Source organism: Amycolatopsis sp. NPDC004378, from assembly GCF_053602455.1.
The window spans coordinates 1-14,743 of record NZ_JBSGDR010000031.1 but is presented as its reverse complement, the minus strand read 5'-3'; the positions used below and the strand labels follow the sequence as shown (position 1 = coordinate 14,743).

General features: G+C 69.7%; 20 protein-coding genes. 7 read left to right on the top strand and 13 right to left on the bottom strand.

Annotated features, from left to right (window positions below; genetic code table 11):
* Positions 1-28 precede the first annotated feature (28 nt).
* From ACWEN0_RS44980 to ACWEN0_RS44950, 7 genes are all read left to right on the top strand, one after another.
* Positions 29-232, top strand: a complete 204-nt coding sequence (locus tag ACWEN0_RS44980) for a hypothetical protein (RefSeq protein WP_451987405.1) — start codon at positions 29-31, stop codon at positions 230-232.
* The gene (locus tag ACWEN0_RS44975; protein ID WP_451987403.1) at positions 229-852 is read left to right on the top strand and encodes a DUF6919 domain-containing protein; all 624 of its coding nucleotides are present in this window, start codon (positions 229-231) and stop codon (positions 850-852) included. The genes ACWEN0_RS44980 and ACWEN0_RS44975 overlap by 4 nt, the downstream gene beginning before the upstream one ends.
* Positions 849-1,130, top strand: coding sequence for a hypothetical protein (locus ACWEN0_RS44970; protein WP_451987401.1), 282 nt, complete (start codon positions 849-851; stop codon positions 1,128-1,130). Before ACWEN0_RS44975 ends, ACWEN0_RS44970 begins: the two co-directional genes overlap by 4 nt.
* Before the next feature lie 152 nt (positions 1,131-1,282).
* Positions 1,283-1,843, top strand: a complete 561-nt coding sequence (locus tag ACWEN0_RS44965; RefSeq protein ID WP_451987399.1) for an HNH endonuclease family protein — start codon at positions 1,283-1,285, stop codon at positions 1,841-1,843.
* A 108-nt stretch (positions 1,844-1,951) separates the two neighbouring features.
* Positions 1,952-2,803, top strand: a complete 852-nt coding sequence (locus tag ACWEN0_RS44960; protein WP_451987397.1) for a WhiB family transcriptional regulator — start codon at positions 1,952-1,954, stop codon at positions 2,801-2,803.
* Positions 2,800-3,567, top strand: coding sequence for a metal-dependent hydrolase (locus ACWEN0_RS44955; protein WP_451987395.1), 768 nt, complete (start codon positions 2,800-2,802; stop codon positions 3,565-3,567). Before ACWEN0_RS44960 ends, ACWEN0_RS44955 begins: the two co-directional genes overlap by 4 nt.
* Positions 3,564-3,836, top strand: a complete 273-nt coding sequence (locus ACWEN0_RS44950) for a hypothetical protein (RefSeq protein WP_451987393.1) — start codon at positions 3,564-3,566, stop codon at positions 3,834-3,836. The genes ACWEN0_RS44955 and ACWEN0_RS44950 overlap by 4 nt, the downstream gene beginning before the upstream one ends.
* 26 nt (positions 3,837-3,862) lie before the next feature.
* On the opposite strand, the gene ACWEN0_RS44945 is transcribed toward ACWEN0_RS44950, so the two are convergent.
* The 13 genes from ACWEN0_RS44945 to ACWEN0_RS44885 all read right to left on the bottom strand — a co-directional run.
* Positions 3,863-4,252, bottom strand: a complete 390-nt coding sequence (locus ACWEN0_RS44945) for a hypothetical protein (RefSeq protein ID WP_451987391.1) — start codon at positions 4,250-4,252, stop codon at positions 3,863-3,865.
* Positions 4,253-4,377: 125 nt separating this feature from the next.
* Entirely contained in the window at positions 4,378-5,487 is a 1,110-nt protein-coding gene (locus ACWEN0_RS44940) for a hypothetical protein (protein ID WP_451987389.1), read from the bottom strand.
* Positions 5,484-6,587 (bottom strand): ParA family protein, encoded by a 1,104-nt coding sequence (locus ACWEN0_RS44935; RefSeq protein WP_451987387.1) that lies wholly within the window; start codon positions 6,585-6,587, stop codon positions 5,484-5,486. Before ACWEN0_RS44935 ends, ACWEN0_RS44940 begins: the two co-directional genes overlap by 4 nt.
* Positions 6,588-7,582: 995 nt before the next feature.
* On the bottom strand, positions 7,583-9,148 hold the full coding sequence (locus ACWEN0_RS44930) for a hypothetical protein (protein ID WP_451987385.1): 1,566 nt from the start codon (positions 9,146-9,148) through the stop codon (positions 7,583-7,585).
* 282 nt (positions 9,149-9,430) lie between these two features.
* Entirely contained in the window at positions 9,431-10,546 is a 1,116-nt protein-coding gene (locus ACWEN0_RS44925; protein WP_451987383.1) for a tyrosine-type recombinase/integrase, read from the bottom strand.
* Positions 10,543-10,800: a hypothetical protein gene (locus ACWEN0_RS44920; protein ID WP_451987381.1), complete on the bottom strand. Its 258-nt coding sequence runs from the start codon at positions 10,798-10,800 to the stop codon at positions 10,543-10,545. The genes ACWEN0_RS44925 and ACWEN0_RS44920 overlap by 4 nt, the downstream gene beginning before the upstream one ends.
* A 152-nt stretch (positions 10,801-10,952) precedes the next feature.
* Positions 10,953-11,564: a hypothetical protein gene (locus ACWEN0_RS44915; protein WP_451987379.1), complete on the bottom strand. Its 612-nt coding sequence runs from the start codon at positions 11,562-11,564 to the stop codon at positions 10,953-10,955.
* The gene (locus ACWEN0_RS44910) at positions 11,561-11,929 is read right to left on the bottom strand and encodes a hypothetical protein (RefSeq protein ID WP_451987377.1); all 369 of its coding nucleotides are present in this window, start codon (positions 11,927-11,929) and stop codon (positions 11,561-11,563) included. The genes ACWEN0_RS44915 and ACWEN0_RS44910 overlap by 4 nt, the downstream gene beginning before the upstream one ends.
* 32 nt (positions 11,930-11,961) lie before the next feature.
* Positions 11,962-12,774, bottom strand: a complete 813-nt coding sequence (locus ACWEN0_RS44905; protein ID WP_451987375.1) for a hypothetical protein — start codon at positions 12,772-12,774, stop codon at positions 11,962-11,964.
* A complete protein-coding gene (locus tag ACWEN0_RS44900; protein ID WP_451987373.1) occupies positions 12,774-13,529 on the bottom strand; it encodes a hypothetical protein in 756 nt (251 codons plus the stop codon). The genes ACWEN0_RS44905 and ACWEN0_RS44900 overlap by 1 nt, the downstream gene beginning before the upstream one ends.
* Positions 13,526-13,978 (bottom strand): hypothetical protein, encoded by a 453-nt coding sequence (locus ACWEN0_RS44895; RefSeq protein ID WP_451987371.1) that lies wholly within the window; start codon positions 13,976-13,978, stop codon positions 13,526-13,528. Before ACWEN0_RS44895 ends, ACWEN0_RS44900 begins: the two co-directional genes overlap by 4 nt.
* A complete protein-coding gene (locus ACWEN0_RS44890; protein WP_451987369.1) occupies positions 13,975-14,421 on the bottom strand; it encodes a hypothetical protein in 447 nt (148 codons plus the stop codon). Before ACWEN0_RS44890 ends, ACWEN0_RS44895 begins: the two co-directional genes overlap by 4 nt.
* A gap of 61 nt (positions 14,422-14,482) precedes the next feature.
* Positions 14,483-14,743: hypothetical protein (locus ACWEN0_RS44885; protein ID WP_451987367.1), on the bottom strand; the 261-nt coding region annotated here is incomplete at its 5' end.

The following is a 14,743-nucleotide window of genomic DNA, read 5'->3' as shown; positions in this document are numbered from 1 at the left end:
GGCAAACGCCCGGAATTGGAGCACCGTCATGGCCGAGAGCGCCACCGTCGCCAATGGCATCCAGGTCAACGTCGCGCAGGTTGAGCAGGCGGCGAAGGCCCTGGCCAACGCCGACAGCAAGAACTGGGAGAGCGCCGACGTCCGCAACCGCTACAGCGGGCTCGCGCTGGCCACCGTCCGCGCCTACCTGACCCCCATCGACCCGGTGGCCGAACTGCTGGAGCAGCGATGAAGCGCATGTCCCGCGCCGACCGGGAACGCTGGTACGCCGCCCGAGACCTCCGCGATCTTGGGCAGCTGACCGCGTTGTGGCTCGAAGGGACCATCAAGTCCCAGCCCGGCTACGAGCCCGGATACGGCCCCGACGAGGAAACCGAAGAACTGATCCCCGTCCTCGCGCGCGCCAACCGCGCCGGCTACGTCACCGACGGCAGCCAGCCCGGACAGGCCGACACCATCGGATTCGACGGCGCCACCTGGACCCAGCGGGCCGCGGTCGAAGGCTGGATCGCCCCCGACCGCGCCCCCGAGCTGGTCGCCGCTGCGCGTCGTGCCGGGCTGATCGTCATCACGCACACGGTCCTGAACAGCAGGTTCTCCCGCCGCTGCCGCGAGTTCGTCGACGTCACGCTCCGCGCGAACCAGGTGTACACCGGCTTCGGGAACCAGCGTCGCGCCGGTGAAATCCGCTTCCAGTACGAAGAATGCCACCGCGACGCGATCAACGCGGTGATCAACTCCTGGCAGGTCACCATCGCCGCGGCCGACTACGGCCCAGACCACACCGTCTGGGAGGTCGTCAATCACTGGGCGGTCAATAACGGCGGCTGCCTGATCGAGGTCATCTCGTGAACGCCCGCGTCTTGGCCGCCCGGATCGCATTCGGCCTGTTCAGCGCCGCATTCGTGCTCGCCGGTGCCGGAACCCTATTCCTCGTCACCCACGAAGGACCCGACTGGGCCGTCCTCGCCGCCACGGTCGTGACCGTCGCGGCCGAGCACGCGCAGCACCGCGTCGCCGACATCGCCTTGGCACCGGACGAACAGGACGACCACGACGACTTCGACCACGACCAGGACCACGACAACCACGACGACGGCGACCTGATCCCCGCCGCGAACGACGCCTGATGAATCGGAGGAAACCCACTGTGAACAGCGCAAACACCCGATCAGCGCGGTATGCGGCACTGGCCGCAGCAGCCATCGCTGCCGCCTCGCTGACCGCGTGCAAACCAGGGCAAAGCGGGGCGAATGAGACTCCGGCTCCCGCGCCTGCCGCCGTGACGTCACAAGCCGCGGCGGCAGGCCACCCGACGGCTGCTCGACAGCAGCTCGCCGCGCTCCGCGTTGCCGTGCCGGGCTCGATGACCGGCTACTCGCGGACGAAGTTCGGGCACGGCTGGGCCAGCCACGGAAACTCGTGCGACACCCGCGAGATCGTGCTCCAGCGGCAAGGCCGCGACGTCCGCACCGACCCGAAGACCTGCAAGGCCACCGCCGGCACGTGGGTGTCGCTCTACGACGGCGTGACCGTCCACGACCCGTCCAAGCTCGACATCGACCACATGGTGCCCGAAGCCGAAGCGTGGCGCACCGGCGCCGCCTCCTGGCCCCAGGACCAGCGCGAGCGGTTCGCCAACGACTGGCAGACCGAGCTGGTCGCCGTCACCGCCCACAGCAATCGCAGCAAGGGCGACGGCCCGCCGCCGGAGTACCTGCCGGTCCCGGCCGAGCGCTGCGACTACGCCGTCCGCTGGGTCGCCGTGAAGACCGAGTGGAAGTTGACCATCTCGAACTCGGAGAAGACCGCCCTCGGCCAGATGCTCAACACCTGCCGATAGGGCCCCGCTGAACAGCAGAGACACCAGCGAGTAGCGCCCCGTCGCGGCCAGCCGGCAAGCGTCGCCGCGACGGGGCCACTCCCCCTACCAGGAAGGAGCGTGCCCAGCATGGCCGAGTCGATCGACCGAAGCCAGTGCCCTGGCACGCGGCACGGAAACCGCTCCGCCGCCCAGCACTACGGCTGCATCTGCCCCGATGCCCTCGAGATGAACCGCAGGTACGCACGCTGGCAGTTCGCCGGCAAAGCTCACCTGTCCACCGACGTCAACCACCGCGTCGACGCGACCGGGACTCGGCGGCGCATCCAATCCCTGTACGCCATCGGCTGGCGCGAGTGCGACCTCGCTCCGCGGCTCGGCTACAACAACGCCAGGCGCACGATCCCGTTCATGCACAACACCGACACCCGCCTGCGGGTGTTCAAGTCCAACGCAGACAAGGTGTTGGCCCTGTTCACCGAGTTGCGCGACATCGCTGGCCCCTCGAAGCAACAGCGTGCCCGCGCGAAACGGTTCGGCTGGTTCACCCCCGACCAGTGGGACACCGCTGACATCGACGACCCCGCTTCCACGCCGCTGGTGAACCGGCCGGTCCGGATCGTCGACAACAACGCCGCCGACCCGTGGAAGGGCGCCGTCTGCCGGACCGGCCGCTACGACCCGGAACTTTGGTGGGCCGGTACTCATCGCGACTCCGCCCAGGCCGCGCGGATCTGCGGCACCTGCCCGATCCAGCGGGCTTGCCTGCATCACGCGCTCATCGAACCCGAGCGGTACGGCGTCTGGGGCGGCTTGTCCGAGACCAAACGCTCCGACGTACGCCGCGAACTCGTGGCCGCGCTCGACGGCCGCCCGATGGACGACTCGCCCGAACTGCTCGCGGTTCTCGACAACTACGCGCCCGTGAACAGCGAGAACGGCCAGAACGTCCAGAGCACCGACGAGGTGAGCTGCGCATGATGGGCCGAAGCCACGCCACCTCCGGCGCGCTCACCGGCATCCTGACCGCGCCGCTGCTCGGGCTGACCACGCTGTCGCAGGTCACCCCCTTCGCGCTCGTCGTCGCCGGCTTCGCGCTCCTGCCCGACCTCGACCACCCCTCCTCCACCGTCAGCCGCTCGATCGGCCCCGTCACCGAAATCGTTTCCGCCCTGCTCAGAGGCGCATCCCGCCTGCTCTACGCGATCACCAAGGGACCGCGCGACGAGGACTGCGCCGGCACTCACCGGCACTTGACACACACCGTGCTGTTCGCCCTCGGCCTCGGCATCGCCGCCGGTCTGATCGGCGAAGCCCACCCCTGGGCAGTGCTCGGTGTGGCGGCCTTCGGCGTGTTCCTCGGCTCGCTCGCGCTCGGCGGCTGGATGATCGCCGCTGGCGCCGTCACCGGCGCATTGTGGCTGTTCAGCGTGCACGGAGACCTCGCCGCCGCCGAAGCGGGCCTCGCCGGAGTCACGTGGAAGATCGGCATCGCCGTCGGACTCGGCTGCTTCGTTCATTGCGTCGGCGACAGCCTCACCCAAATGGGCTGCCCGTGGGCCTTTCCAACACCGATCGCCGGCGAAACCTGGTACGAGATCAAGCTCCTCCCTCCGGGATTCCGCCTCCACACCGACGGCCTCGTCGAGAACCTGATCATCCTGCCCGGCATGGCCGCCCTCACCGGCTGGATTGTCTGGGAACGCTACCTATCTCCCCTGTTCAACGGGGGCGTGACCGCATGAGCTACAGCCTCGAACACCTCGCTACCCCCGACACGACCGGTTTGGACCAGTACGACTGCTGGCAACGCGCTGAGGAAGCCCAGGAACTCGTCGTCGCGATGCGGGAGCAAGCCGCCGTGTACCGCGATTCTCGAGCGCCTGGGTTGCACACCACGATCATGAAGCTCGGCGAGTTCGCCGCCCAGGTCCAGGAACGTGCTCACCGGTACCGACAAGCAGCTGAGGCCCTGAACAGCGGAAGCGCGTCCAGTCTTGACGGTGAACTGTGATCGGAAGCACGGGAGTTCACACGGCCCTACCTGGGAACCAGGACGATTCCGCACCGGCCTGGCCCGTCCTGCGACTGGTGCTGGAGCAGGTATTCCCGGCCGGGCACGAGGTCGTCGACGAGCGGCCCGTCAACAACGAGGAACGTCGTACGCTCGTAGTCGTGGTGCGGATCGTTGCGCATGCCGACGCCGTAGGGGTCGATTCGCCAGTGTCCGTCCTGGTACCAGAGCGCGTGCGGATGCTCGAACGGTGCCATCTGGAAGGCACCCTGGAATCCCCCGAAGAGCTGTGGCCGCTGGACCACGATCTCGGGGACCACATCCCAGTGGTCCGGCGGAGCGGGGTTTCCTGCCGGGTCACCCGGCTCGTCGGGGACGGTCGGATAGCGTTTCTCGCTGTTCAGGAGCATGATCACGTCCCGGCTCCGGAGTTTCTTGAAGGTGTATAACGCCCTACACGGCAAGGCTTTTCACGACCGAGGCCGGGCGAACCCTTCGAGCTCGCCCGGCCCCCTTCTAAATCAGAGCAACGACGGGGTCACTACCTCTTCGCCCGACCGAGCAACACCGGGACACCGAAGAAGGAGCCCAGAGCCAGGCGGACCAGCACGGACAACTTGAGCTTGTGCTTCTTGGCGACCTTCTTGAGGTCGGGAAGGAAGTCGGGCCGCACCTGGTACTGCACGCGAGAGCTGTTCGGCTTCGGCTTCGCCTGCCGGCCCGGCTTACTCTTCTCCAGGACCTCGAGCCCGGCGAAGAGCCCGGACTCGTGGACCGGGCCGCGGGCCTCCGCGATGAGCTGGGGTAGGCGCTCAGCGCAGTCCCTGACCGCGGTGAGGACGATCAGCTCAGCTGTGCGGCCGGTCGTCTGCATGTTCTGGAACTTCGTCGCGAGGACGTCCGGGACGTAGGTCTGGAGGGTCACCTTCCCCCCGGCAAACTCCTCGTGCTCGTCGTCCAGGTCGTCGTCATCCTGGTCCGCGTCGTCCTCGAGGCCAGACAGATCACCGGCCGGCATGCTGGTCTGCTCGGCCCCGGATTCGCTCGTTCTCGCGGGGAGAGGACCCGCTGGCGGCTCCGTGATCGTGTCTCCGGCCCTGTCGGCAGCGATCCGCGCCGCAGGTTCGCGAGCTCCGAAGGAATCAGGCTGTTTTTCCTGTTCAGGGCTACCGCCCGGGGTCTCCTCCTGCGGCACCGTTGCAGTCGAGGGCTTCGACTCGGTCTTCCCGGCTGGCTCTTCTGGTGCTTCCCCGGGGGCTGATGCGTCTGCCGGTGCGACGGCGGCAACGGGCTCGACGATCGGCGAAACTGGCGCCGGCTCGGCAACTTCGGCCTGTTCCGGCTGCCGCTCTCGCGGCGTACTGGTCACCGGGGGCGTTGACTCGATCGCCGGAGCGGCGGACCGCGCCGCCTGCTGGGCGGGAACCTGACGTTCTTCCGCGGACTCGTCCGCTGCTGGCTTTTCGCTGTTCGCTGATGCGCCCGGACCAGCCAGAGCGGCGGGGACGGTGCCGGGTTTGCCCTGCTTGCTCTCGGCGGCGGCCAACCTCCTGGCGCGGGCGTTGCGACGGCCGCCGCCCAGGCCGGACACGTCCGGTGCCTTGGGCCTCGCGGGGCCGGTGTCGGTCGCTGTGTCGGTGGTTTCTGTCATGCCGGCAGCACCTCCTCCGCCTCCTCGGCGTCCTCAGCCTCGATTTCGGTGATGGCGGTGACGACCTCTTCGACGAGGTCGAGGTAGTCCTCGCCGACCTGCTCGGCGCGCTCGGTCGGCAGCACGTTGCCCCTGCTCCCCCGGCGCTTCTCCCACCACTTCACGCCGTCGGTGGCCTCGGCGATCTCGAACGACAGCTGGCCCCGGCCGCGGCACGCCTTCGCCACGGTCTCGGCATCCCGGATGACGGACCTGAACACCGGTGCGTCGACTTTGGCCTCGGCCAGGATCTTCTCGACTTCGGTGCGCGCCTCGACCCAGGCACCGACGGGTCGCTTCTCTTTGGTCTTCTTGTCGGTGTAGTACTTGTGGGCGAACCCGAACAGCACCACGCCCAGCAGCATCAGGTCCGGGTTGTACAGGCGGGCTTCGGTGAATCGGCTGCTGACGCCCTGCATGCCCTTGATGGAGCCGGCGTCCGCCACAGACACGGGAACCAAGGCGTAGCGGGCGGCAGCGAGGGCGAGGATCTGCGGTTCCTTGCTTGATGGCGGGCAGTCGATGACCACCCAGCTGTATCCGTGCTGGACGACGAGCCTGGCGATCAGGACCGCGAGGCCGAGCCAGGCGGCCGGGCCGCGCTGTTGCTGAACAGCCATGAGCGACGCCGGCAGGTTCGACAGCTCCTCGCCGGCGGGCAGCATGTCCAGGCACCGTCGTCCGCGTACGTCGCGGATGATGACCGGCTCATGCCCGCCCAAGATGGCTTCTCGGAGGGCGTAGCCGTTGTCGTTGAGTTCGTGGTTGCCGGTGCCCAGGTCCTCGTGGGCGTTGCCCTGCAAGTCCATCTCGATGAGCAGCACCCTGCCGTGGGGTTGGCCTTCGTCGGCCTTGGCCGCCTCGTTCTCGGCCAACAGGCCAGCAGTGTGCGTCGCGAGCGAGGTCTTGCCTTGCCCGCCCTTCCCCTGGAACACGGCGATGACGCGCTCCAGGATCGGCCGGATCATGTCGATGAACGCCTCGAGCTCGGCCTGCGGTGTACTGGTGCTGAAACTTCTCAACGTGAGCTGGCTGAGCGCGGGCAGCTCGGTAGCAACCACGATGGGCTCCCCTCCTGTTCTTCACGGCGGACTTCCGGTGCGCCGTCGGGCGAATCAGGTGGCGTTCCGCCTGTTCGCGTGTGCGCGAGGCTGAGGGTACCGCTGCGGCCCGCATCGTCCGGTGGTCCATGTCGCGGTGCGTGTCGGTAGCTCGCACTTCGGCCGTGTCATGGGCGGTACGCGCTGTTCAGAGCCTGTCTGTGGGTGCGATTGGCCGCTGGTACTGAAGTGCTCGCGTCATCGCGATCGGTCGGTAGCACGTGGGCATGTACGTACCTGCGAGTCGGGGACAGCTCGTCAGTCGAACTGCGCGCGAGTTCTGCCGCTCGACGCTACGCCCAGCTTGATGGTTTACCGCATGATAGGTCGGGGGTACGGCGTTAGTGCCGGTTGTGAGCGTGGCTCCGCGTTTAGTCGTCATAACGTTCGTGAGCGAGACGCAACATTGCGATTTACGAGCGACTGTCATTCTGAATGTCAGTGAGGTTGCGTGAAGGCTTGTCAGTTGGTTTGCTGCTACGGCTGAAATCAAAGCCGTTGTTACGGTACTTAGATAGTGCTTATTGTTGGGCATTGTTGTGTGCTTTGTAGCGAATGTATAGACAGCAAAATATCCAGTCGCAATACATGATGTTGCAGGGATCTGACACACATGCGATGTCATGGCCTGGCAATAACGCCAGATATCGGCCGAGACCACGGCAGGACGACAAGCCTTATCTAAAGATGCGTATACGACCGTAGTCATCAACTGATCATTAAGCGAAGTGAGCCACTGACCTTGCAACTGGAGATAGGCTGACACGCAGACGACCTACCGACTATCCGTGAGGCGATGCCACCAACTGAGTAAGAGACTAGTTTGATCGCTCTGCCAGCAAGTATAGTAACTTGTGCATGTGTCTGGCGGTGGCCATCTGCTCGCGATGCCTGCCGATCGCTGATCCTGAACCCAACTGAAAGCATGTGACAATCTTGGCACCAAGCGCTCTGATCTACAACGTGTAGTCCACGGGTCGGGTCGCTGCCCGAAGACGTTTCACCGTAGGGAACACGTCAATCTCTTCGAGGAGTGATCTCACGTCCGCGTGGTTCTCCCCGTCTGACTGGTCGAGCATGTCTTGGATCTCGTCAGCAGCGTAGGCGAAAGTCACTAGGGAGTTGGCGTTGAATTCGTCGGCCTTGTGCTCGCTGGCGAGCAGGTCGAGCCAGTCGCGCTCGTCTTCTGGTATTTCGAGCTGATCGGCAGCAGTGAGTAATGCCGATGCAGTGCGGCGGAGACATTCAAGGTTGGCCGCTACCCAGTCGTGTTCTGCGCTCAATTGCGATGTTCCTGCGTTGCGCATGTCTCGCGCCTGCTTCTCGTCGGGGCGGCCACGAGTGGTGAGACTGGTGAGCCGGTCGACGCGATCCTGAACGCCTTGTCCACGAGTGATCGCGTAGCTCGCGCCGATCTGGCGGCGCAGCACGTCCTTGGTCTGACCGAGGCGCAGGCCGAACCGGAGGGCGGCGAGCTCCGCATTGCGGTCCAGCCACCACAGGGCGTTGAGCAGGCGGAGCGCGTCAAGGTGGTCGAACGCGCGCACCGCACGGTTCGTGGCCGGTGATCGGCGCAGGAAAGCCAGGACGTCTGCTGGCTCCGCGGCTTCCGGGGCGGGGATCTGGTCCAGCCGCGGGTCGTCCATGCGATCACGGCGCCGGGCGATCGCGCGGACGACCGCCGCCACGTCGACCGGTGGCGGAGCGGATTGCCAGTGCGCGTGACAGCCGGTCCCCGAGAACCGGCATCGAAGGGCGTCGCCCGCGAGCAGGACGCGGTGGACCGTGTGGGTGCTGGTCAGCTCGGCGACCTGCCGGGATGTGCGGAGTTCGGCGATGGCCAGCCCGAGAACCGCCGGTGTCGACGGCGTGATCGCGTTGTCCGCGAGGTCGGCGACGAGCTCGTCCAGCCATCGGCGGGTCGTGGCGCCGTGCCGCTCGGCTGCGGCCACCAGGCCGTGCGTGATCTCGGTCAGTTCGACGTGGTGCTCGGCAAGCCATGCCCACCGCGGGTCGGCCGGATCGGCGACGCGGTCCCGGCGCGCGGGGCGGGAGAGGTCCAGCGCCGGCTCGTCGTAGCGCAGCAGGTCGGTCAGCGTGCCCAGCCGCCAGCGGGCTGGCTGGTGTGGGTCGCCGCGCCCGGAGCGCCGGCGTCGGGCGGGCCGCGGGTCGCCTTCCTCCCGGTTGTGGCTGTCGCGGCCGATGCCGAGCGCGTCGCCGAGCTGGTCGTAGAACAGCCCGTCGCCAAGCCCGCCGCGCAGGTGGTGCCGTTCGGTGCGCCAGCGGTCCCAGGCGCTGGCGATGACGAGCAGTTGCGCGTCCAGCGCGTCAGCGCGACTGATCCACAAGGGTACGTCTGGGATCGGGTGTTTTCGCAGGTAGGAGAGGGTTTCCCGAGGGTCCGCGCGAGCTGCCGAGGGCAGGTCGTCCGGATCGCAACACCCGGCATTCTGGTGCCTTTGGGTGATACGACCGATACACCCGACAAGTTCTGTTCGGGTGATTCTGACGGGGGGCAGCATGTGGACCACTATTTCACTGCCACCTACGGAGGCCCCGGAGGCGAACACCCGCAGAAGGGGTGATTCGACGGATACGAGCACCGGAGAGTAGCCGCTGACCTGGGACTTTACAGTCCCCCACCGACCCTGCGCCACCTCGGTCCCCGCCCAAACACCCCGCTGGAGGGCTCTGGACGCGTACCCACGGGGTTTCGGGCCGGAACCGACGTCGATCCGGGTGTCCGGCCCGGCCGCGGAGACGGCCGAAGCGGCGCTGGGGACCGTCGGCGCGGCCGGACACGATCAGGCCGCCTGAACAGGGGGTTCGTGGATGAAGGCGGTGGTGCTGTAGGCGAGGGAGGCGTTGAGGGACTGGTCGGTGTGCAGGTAGGTGCGGGTGGTGCGCGGGTCGGCGTGGTCGAGGAAGTCCTGGACCTCGGCGAGCGTCTTCGTCTTCCCGAGCAGCGTCGCGGCGGTGTGGCGCAGCGAGTGGGGCGTGAGCTTGCCGGCCTTGTCGTGGGGGACGCCCGCGGCGACGGCGATGGTGCGGATCATGTCGGCCATCGCGTCCGAGCGCAGGCCGCGGCCGCCGGGCCGGCCTTGGTAGGGCGTGGTGACGAAGGCCAGGCCGTCGAGCTGGTCGACCGGAACGTCGAGGCGTTCGGCGACGAGGCCGAGGTAGTAGTCGACGGCGGCGGCCGCGTAGGGGACCAGGGGCTTGAGCCGCTCGGTGGTTTCCCCGCCGTCGCCCTTGCCGTGGAAGCGCAGCACGCGGTGGCCGTCTTCGACCAGGCGGACGTCGGCGACGGTGGCCAGCTGCACCGCCCCGGAGCGGACGGCGGTGGTGTAGAGAGTGCGCAGCACCCCGACGTCCCGGGCGGCGATCTCCAGCGCGAGCCCGCCGAGCGGCTTCGCCTCCTCCAGGCGCCGGTCGGCTTCGGCCATGACCGCGTTGAGCTCGTCCTCGTCCAGGTAGGGCGTCTTGGACTTCGCGCGCTGCCGCTTCGGCCGCTTGACCCGCGCGGTGGGGTCGCGGACGTCGATGTCGTTGTCGAGCAGGTAGCCGTACCAGGAGCCGACCGCGGCCAGCCGCGCGTTGACCGTCTGCGGGTTCTTGCTGTTCAGGTGGGTGGCCAGCCAGTCGTCGACGTCGGCGCGGCGGGCCGCGAGCGGGTCGACGCGGCTGCGCAGGCAGTAGTCCAACCACTGCGCGAGCCCGGTCTCGTAGGAGCGGCGGGTGTGCTCGGATTCCGCGCCGGCGACCTGCTCGGCCCACAGCTTGGTCAGGCCGTGCAGGTGATAGCGCTCGCCCGGCGCCGGCGGCGGCAGCACCAGGCGGGCCGCGCCAGCGAGAGTGACCTCGCCCGGCTTCGCGACCTCGAGGCTGGTGCTTTGCCGCAGCTCGACCTCGGCGTTCATCGCGGCTGACCTGCCTGCCCCACGCGCAGGCCCTCGAGGGCGTGCGCCCGGCCCAGGCAGTACGTGCCCGAGGCGACGAACCCGGCCACCAGGCACATGCCCGCGGCCGTGGCGATGGTGGCGACCCGGCCGGCGGGCAGCACGAACGCGCCGACGAACCCGGCGACCGCGAAGATGGCGGCCAGCGTGAAGGACCGGCGAGCCGAGCTCCGCCACCGCCGCGCCGTGTCCGCGAGCGGGATCATCGCCGTCACCGGGGAACCTCCTGCCCTGCGTTACCGCTGTTCACCGCGCTGTCGTGCACCACACCATGCTGCGGGAGCGCGGTCGCGGGGGAAGCGCTCGTCGGTCGGATGTGCATGATCAGCTTCTCCATCGTTGTGGAACTCGTGGTGCCGGTCGTCGGCTACGTCGGCAGGCCGAAGAAGACCCGGACTGCCCGCGCGGCGAGCCAGCCGCCGGTGACGACGACCAGCGGCACGGCGAGCAGCAGCACCGGGGCGGGCCAGCCGGCCAGCAGCGCCACGGCCAGCAGCGCCACCGCGGCGGCGACGGCCACGCCGGGCAGCAGGCGGGGGTCGCGGTGGGCGTGGCCGCAGGTGGCCACCGGCCGGGGCAGGTGCCGCAAGCCCGCGTCGACGAGCTCGCCCGCGCGTGCGCGCAGCTGGGAGAGGTCGCCGCGGGCGGAGGTGGAGGCGTAGTAGTTCACCCTGCCGCGCAGCCGGGACGCGCCGGACTCCCGGTAGACCAGCTCCCAGCGGTCGCGGTCACCGCTGAGGGACCGCACGAGCAGTTCCCGCCACCGCCGGCCCGGCGTCCCGCCGTGCCCGTGCGGGAAGATCCAGCACAGCTCGCGGTCACCCTGATCGCTCACGGCGCAGCCGGTGTAGCGGGCGCCGAGGGTGTCCAGCCAGGCACCGAGCTGGCTGTCGGCGGCCCGTGCCCACGGGTTGAGCCGGAAACGGTGCTCGCGCTCGCCGTCGACGTCGCCGCGGCGGCGGGTGTTGTCGCTGTTCATGGCGTGTGCGGGCTCGGGTCGGCGGCCAGCGCGGTGAACTGCGCGGCCTGATCGGCGTGCCCGAGCCGGGTCAGTTCGTGGGCGACCCAGCGGGCGCGGGCCGCGCGCCGGGCCGGCGGGCCGCTGGTGAGCCGGACCGTGATCGCGACGTCGCCGAGCGAACGGGCGACGTTGTCCCGGTCGCCCATGCCCAGGCAGAACAGGCGGGCCAGGTCGTAGGCGGTGAGCTCGCGGGTGTGCAGGTTCGGGTCGGCCGGGCCGTCGCGGTCCACGGTGGTGATGGCCGCCAGCGCCGCGGACCGCAGCTGGTGCAAGACCTGCTCGTCGGCCCCGGGGCGTGGGGTCCGGTCGGCGGGAATCTTCATCGGCTGGTGGCTCCTCTCCGAGATGGTGCTGTTCAGGCCGGGTGCGGAGCGGGGACCAGGCGCAGCTGCGCACCCGCGCGGACCAGCTGCTCGGCGTCGTGTTCGTGGGCGATGCCGTTGGCCGCGAACACCGCGGGAGACCACTGGATCTCCCCGGCGCCGGCGGGGTTCGCCCGCAGGGCCCCCATCCCCAGGTCCCAGCGCTGTCGGTCGGACAGCGCCTCCCACCGGCGTTCCAGCTCGACCTCGGCCGCCACGTCGCTCGCCGCGGCCAGGTCCGCGTTCTTCGGCCAGACGCCAGCGGACACGACGAGGTGCTGGTTGGGGAAGTCGTTGTAGAAGCTGGTCACCACCGGCTCGGTGGCCGACTCCCGCAGCAGCGCGATCACCGCGTCCCAGCGCGGCGTGTCCCGGGCGATGCCGGCCTCGACCGCGTCGGCGTACCGGTCGGCCAGCCACGCCCGGTCCGGGCCGTCGACCCAGCCGTGCGCCTCGCACCCGAAGTGCAGCCACACCGGCGCCTGAAGCGCGGGGACCGCGGCCACCGCGGTGTTGGCCATCAGCCCGACCAGGCTGATCTGCTCGACCTCACCGCCGGGGCCGACCTGCTCGAGGACTTCCTCGCCCCCGAACACGAAGCCCAGCAGGCGGAGCTTGTCGGGGTCGAACCCCGGCACCGGCGCGGCGCCGGTCAGGCGCAGCGCTTGGCGCAGCCCAGCCATGCTGGGCCGGCGCAGCACCTCCCGGAAGGTGTCGCGGACCAGGCCGTCGATGCGGGCCCGTTCGCCGCCGTCGAGCGCCAGGGGCTGCGGGCGGTCGACGGTGTGGAAGTAGATGCCGCTCATCAGGCACGTCCTTCCGGGCCGGGGGAGCGGTGCCGGCCCTGGCCATCCTCGCCCTCGGCCGCGCCGGCGAGGCGGCGGATCTCGGCGCGCCGGCGCAGCCGCCGGTCCGCGGCCCACAGCGCCGCGACCGCGACGACGGCGCAGGCCAGGCCCGCCCACAGCTGATGCGCACCGGTCAGCAGCACGATCGCCGCGCCGCCGGCGACGGCGAGCAGGACGATCAGCAGCACGGTCACCGGCGTACTCGGCGCCGGACCGGCGGGCACCGCGACGTCGCCGTGCGCCCCAGCACCAGGTTCGATCTGCTCCATCGCGTCCCCCTCGCCGTCCAGCCGCTCGGCCGCCACCCCGGCGTCGGCCTGTTCGTGCTGTTCAGCGCCACTGTAGGTCGACGTCGGCTGCGGCTGCTCGGACTTGCTGCCCGGGGCGCCGGAGGAGCGGCGCAGGGCGGCCTCGTCGATGTGGATCGCGGACTTACTGTCGGGATCGAGGATCTTCTGCTGGCGGCCCACGCGGAACTCCAGCCGGCTCGACTCCGCCGAAGCCGACGCGGTGGCGGCGCGCCGGATCTGCTCGAGCTCGGCGGCCAGCTCGTCGCGGAGCTCGGTGTCGCCCCAGCCCCACTCGCGCGCCAGGCTGACCAGCCGCGGGTTGGTCCAGGCCGTGCGCAGCTCGTCGTCGGCGGGCGCGAAGTCGATCACCCCCAGCATCATGTCGCGCATCTCGCGCAGGTCGTCCTCGCTCGGCTCGGTCATCGTGACGTCCCGTCGGCGTCGGCCGCGGTGACGGCGCGGCGGGCGAGCTCGTTGAACGCGGCCGCGGCGTCGTCGCTGCCGCGGAAGTGCTCGCCGGTGTGGTCGGTGAGCCGGTAGCCGCGGATCGAGGTGCACCAGGTCAGCCGCAGCACGCCGGCCTCGGCGACGACGATCGTGTCCTGCCGGTCGGCCAGGCCCCGGTGCACCAGCAGCTCGGCCCGGTCAGCGGTCAGCTCGACCGGCAGGTCGTGGCGCGGCCGGGCCCGCAGCAGCCCGGCCGCGGCCAGGGCCCGCACCGCGCGGCGGGCGGCGTGCTCGTCCAGGCCGTGGTAGCGGCCGTAGCCGAAGTCGATGTCGCGGGTGCGCAGCACGTGCTCGGCCATCGCGGACACGTCCTCGTGCAGCTCCTGGCCGTCCACCGCCTGGTCCTCGGCGGCCGGGGCGCTCACGCCGCGCTCCCGGCGTCGACCTTGCGGAACCCGGTGGCGGTGCGTTCGACGGTCTGCCCGAGCACGATCACCACGCGACCGTCGGGGACGTCGACGAGCAGGACGTCGCTGCCCGGGTCGGCCGGCGGGTGCCCGCCGCACCAGGCGGCCAGGACCTCACGGTTGTCCAGCTTCAGGGTCATCCGGTCCGGCGCGCCGGCCTCGACGGCCAGCTCGTGCAGCGCCAGCTGCTCCAGCACGCCGGTGTCGGGCAGCTCCGGGTACTCGGTCTCGGCGTAGACCGCCGCCGGGAACGTCACCGCGAACTCGGCGACCATGTCGCCGTCGGCATACACGGCCAGCTGTCCCCACTGCTCGGGCTGGGCCAGCCCGAGGTGATCCAGCTCGTAGGTGACGCCCTCGTGGTCGAACCGGGCGATGGTCTCGGTCGGGGTGGTGCTCATCCCAGTCAACTCCCTTGAGTCTCCGTGGTCGGTCAGGATGGTGCGGTCGGGTTCGTGCTGTTCAGGACGGGTTCCGGGGCGTGCGCCAGCCGCGCTGACCCGGCAGCTGCGGCGGGTCGAGGTCGCGCAGCGCGGGCACGCCCCGCACCCACCTCGTCGTCGCGGCCGCGAGCGTCCGGTGGAACTCCGCCAGGTCGGCGGCCGCGGATTCGGGCACCCCGGCGGCGGCTGACATCGCGGAGCTGATCTGGCGCCGCGGTCGCGGACCGGTCAGGTCGTAGCGCGTGAGGGCGAAGTGTTCGTCGGACCAGCCGGTCTCGGC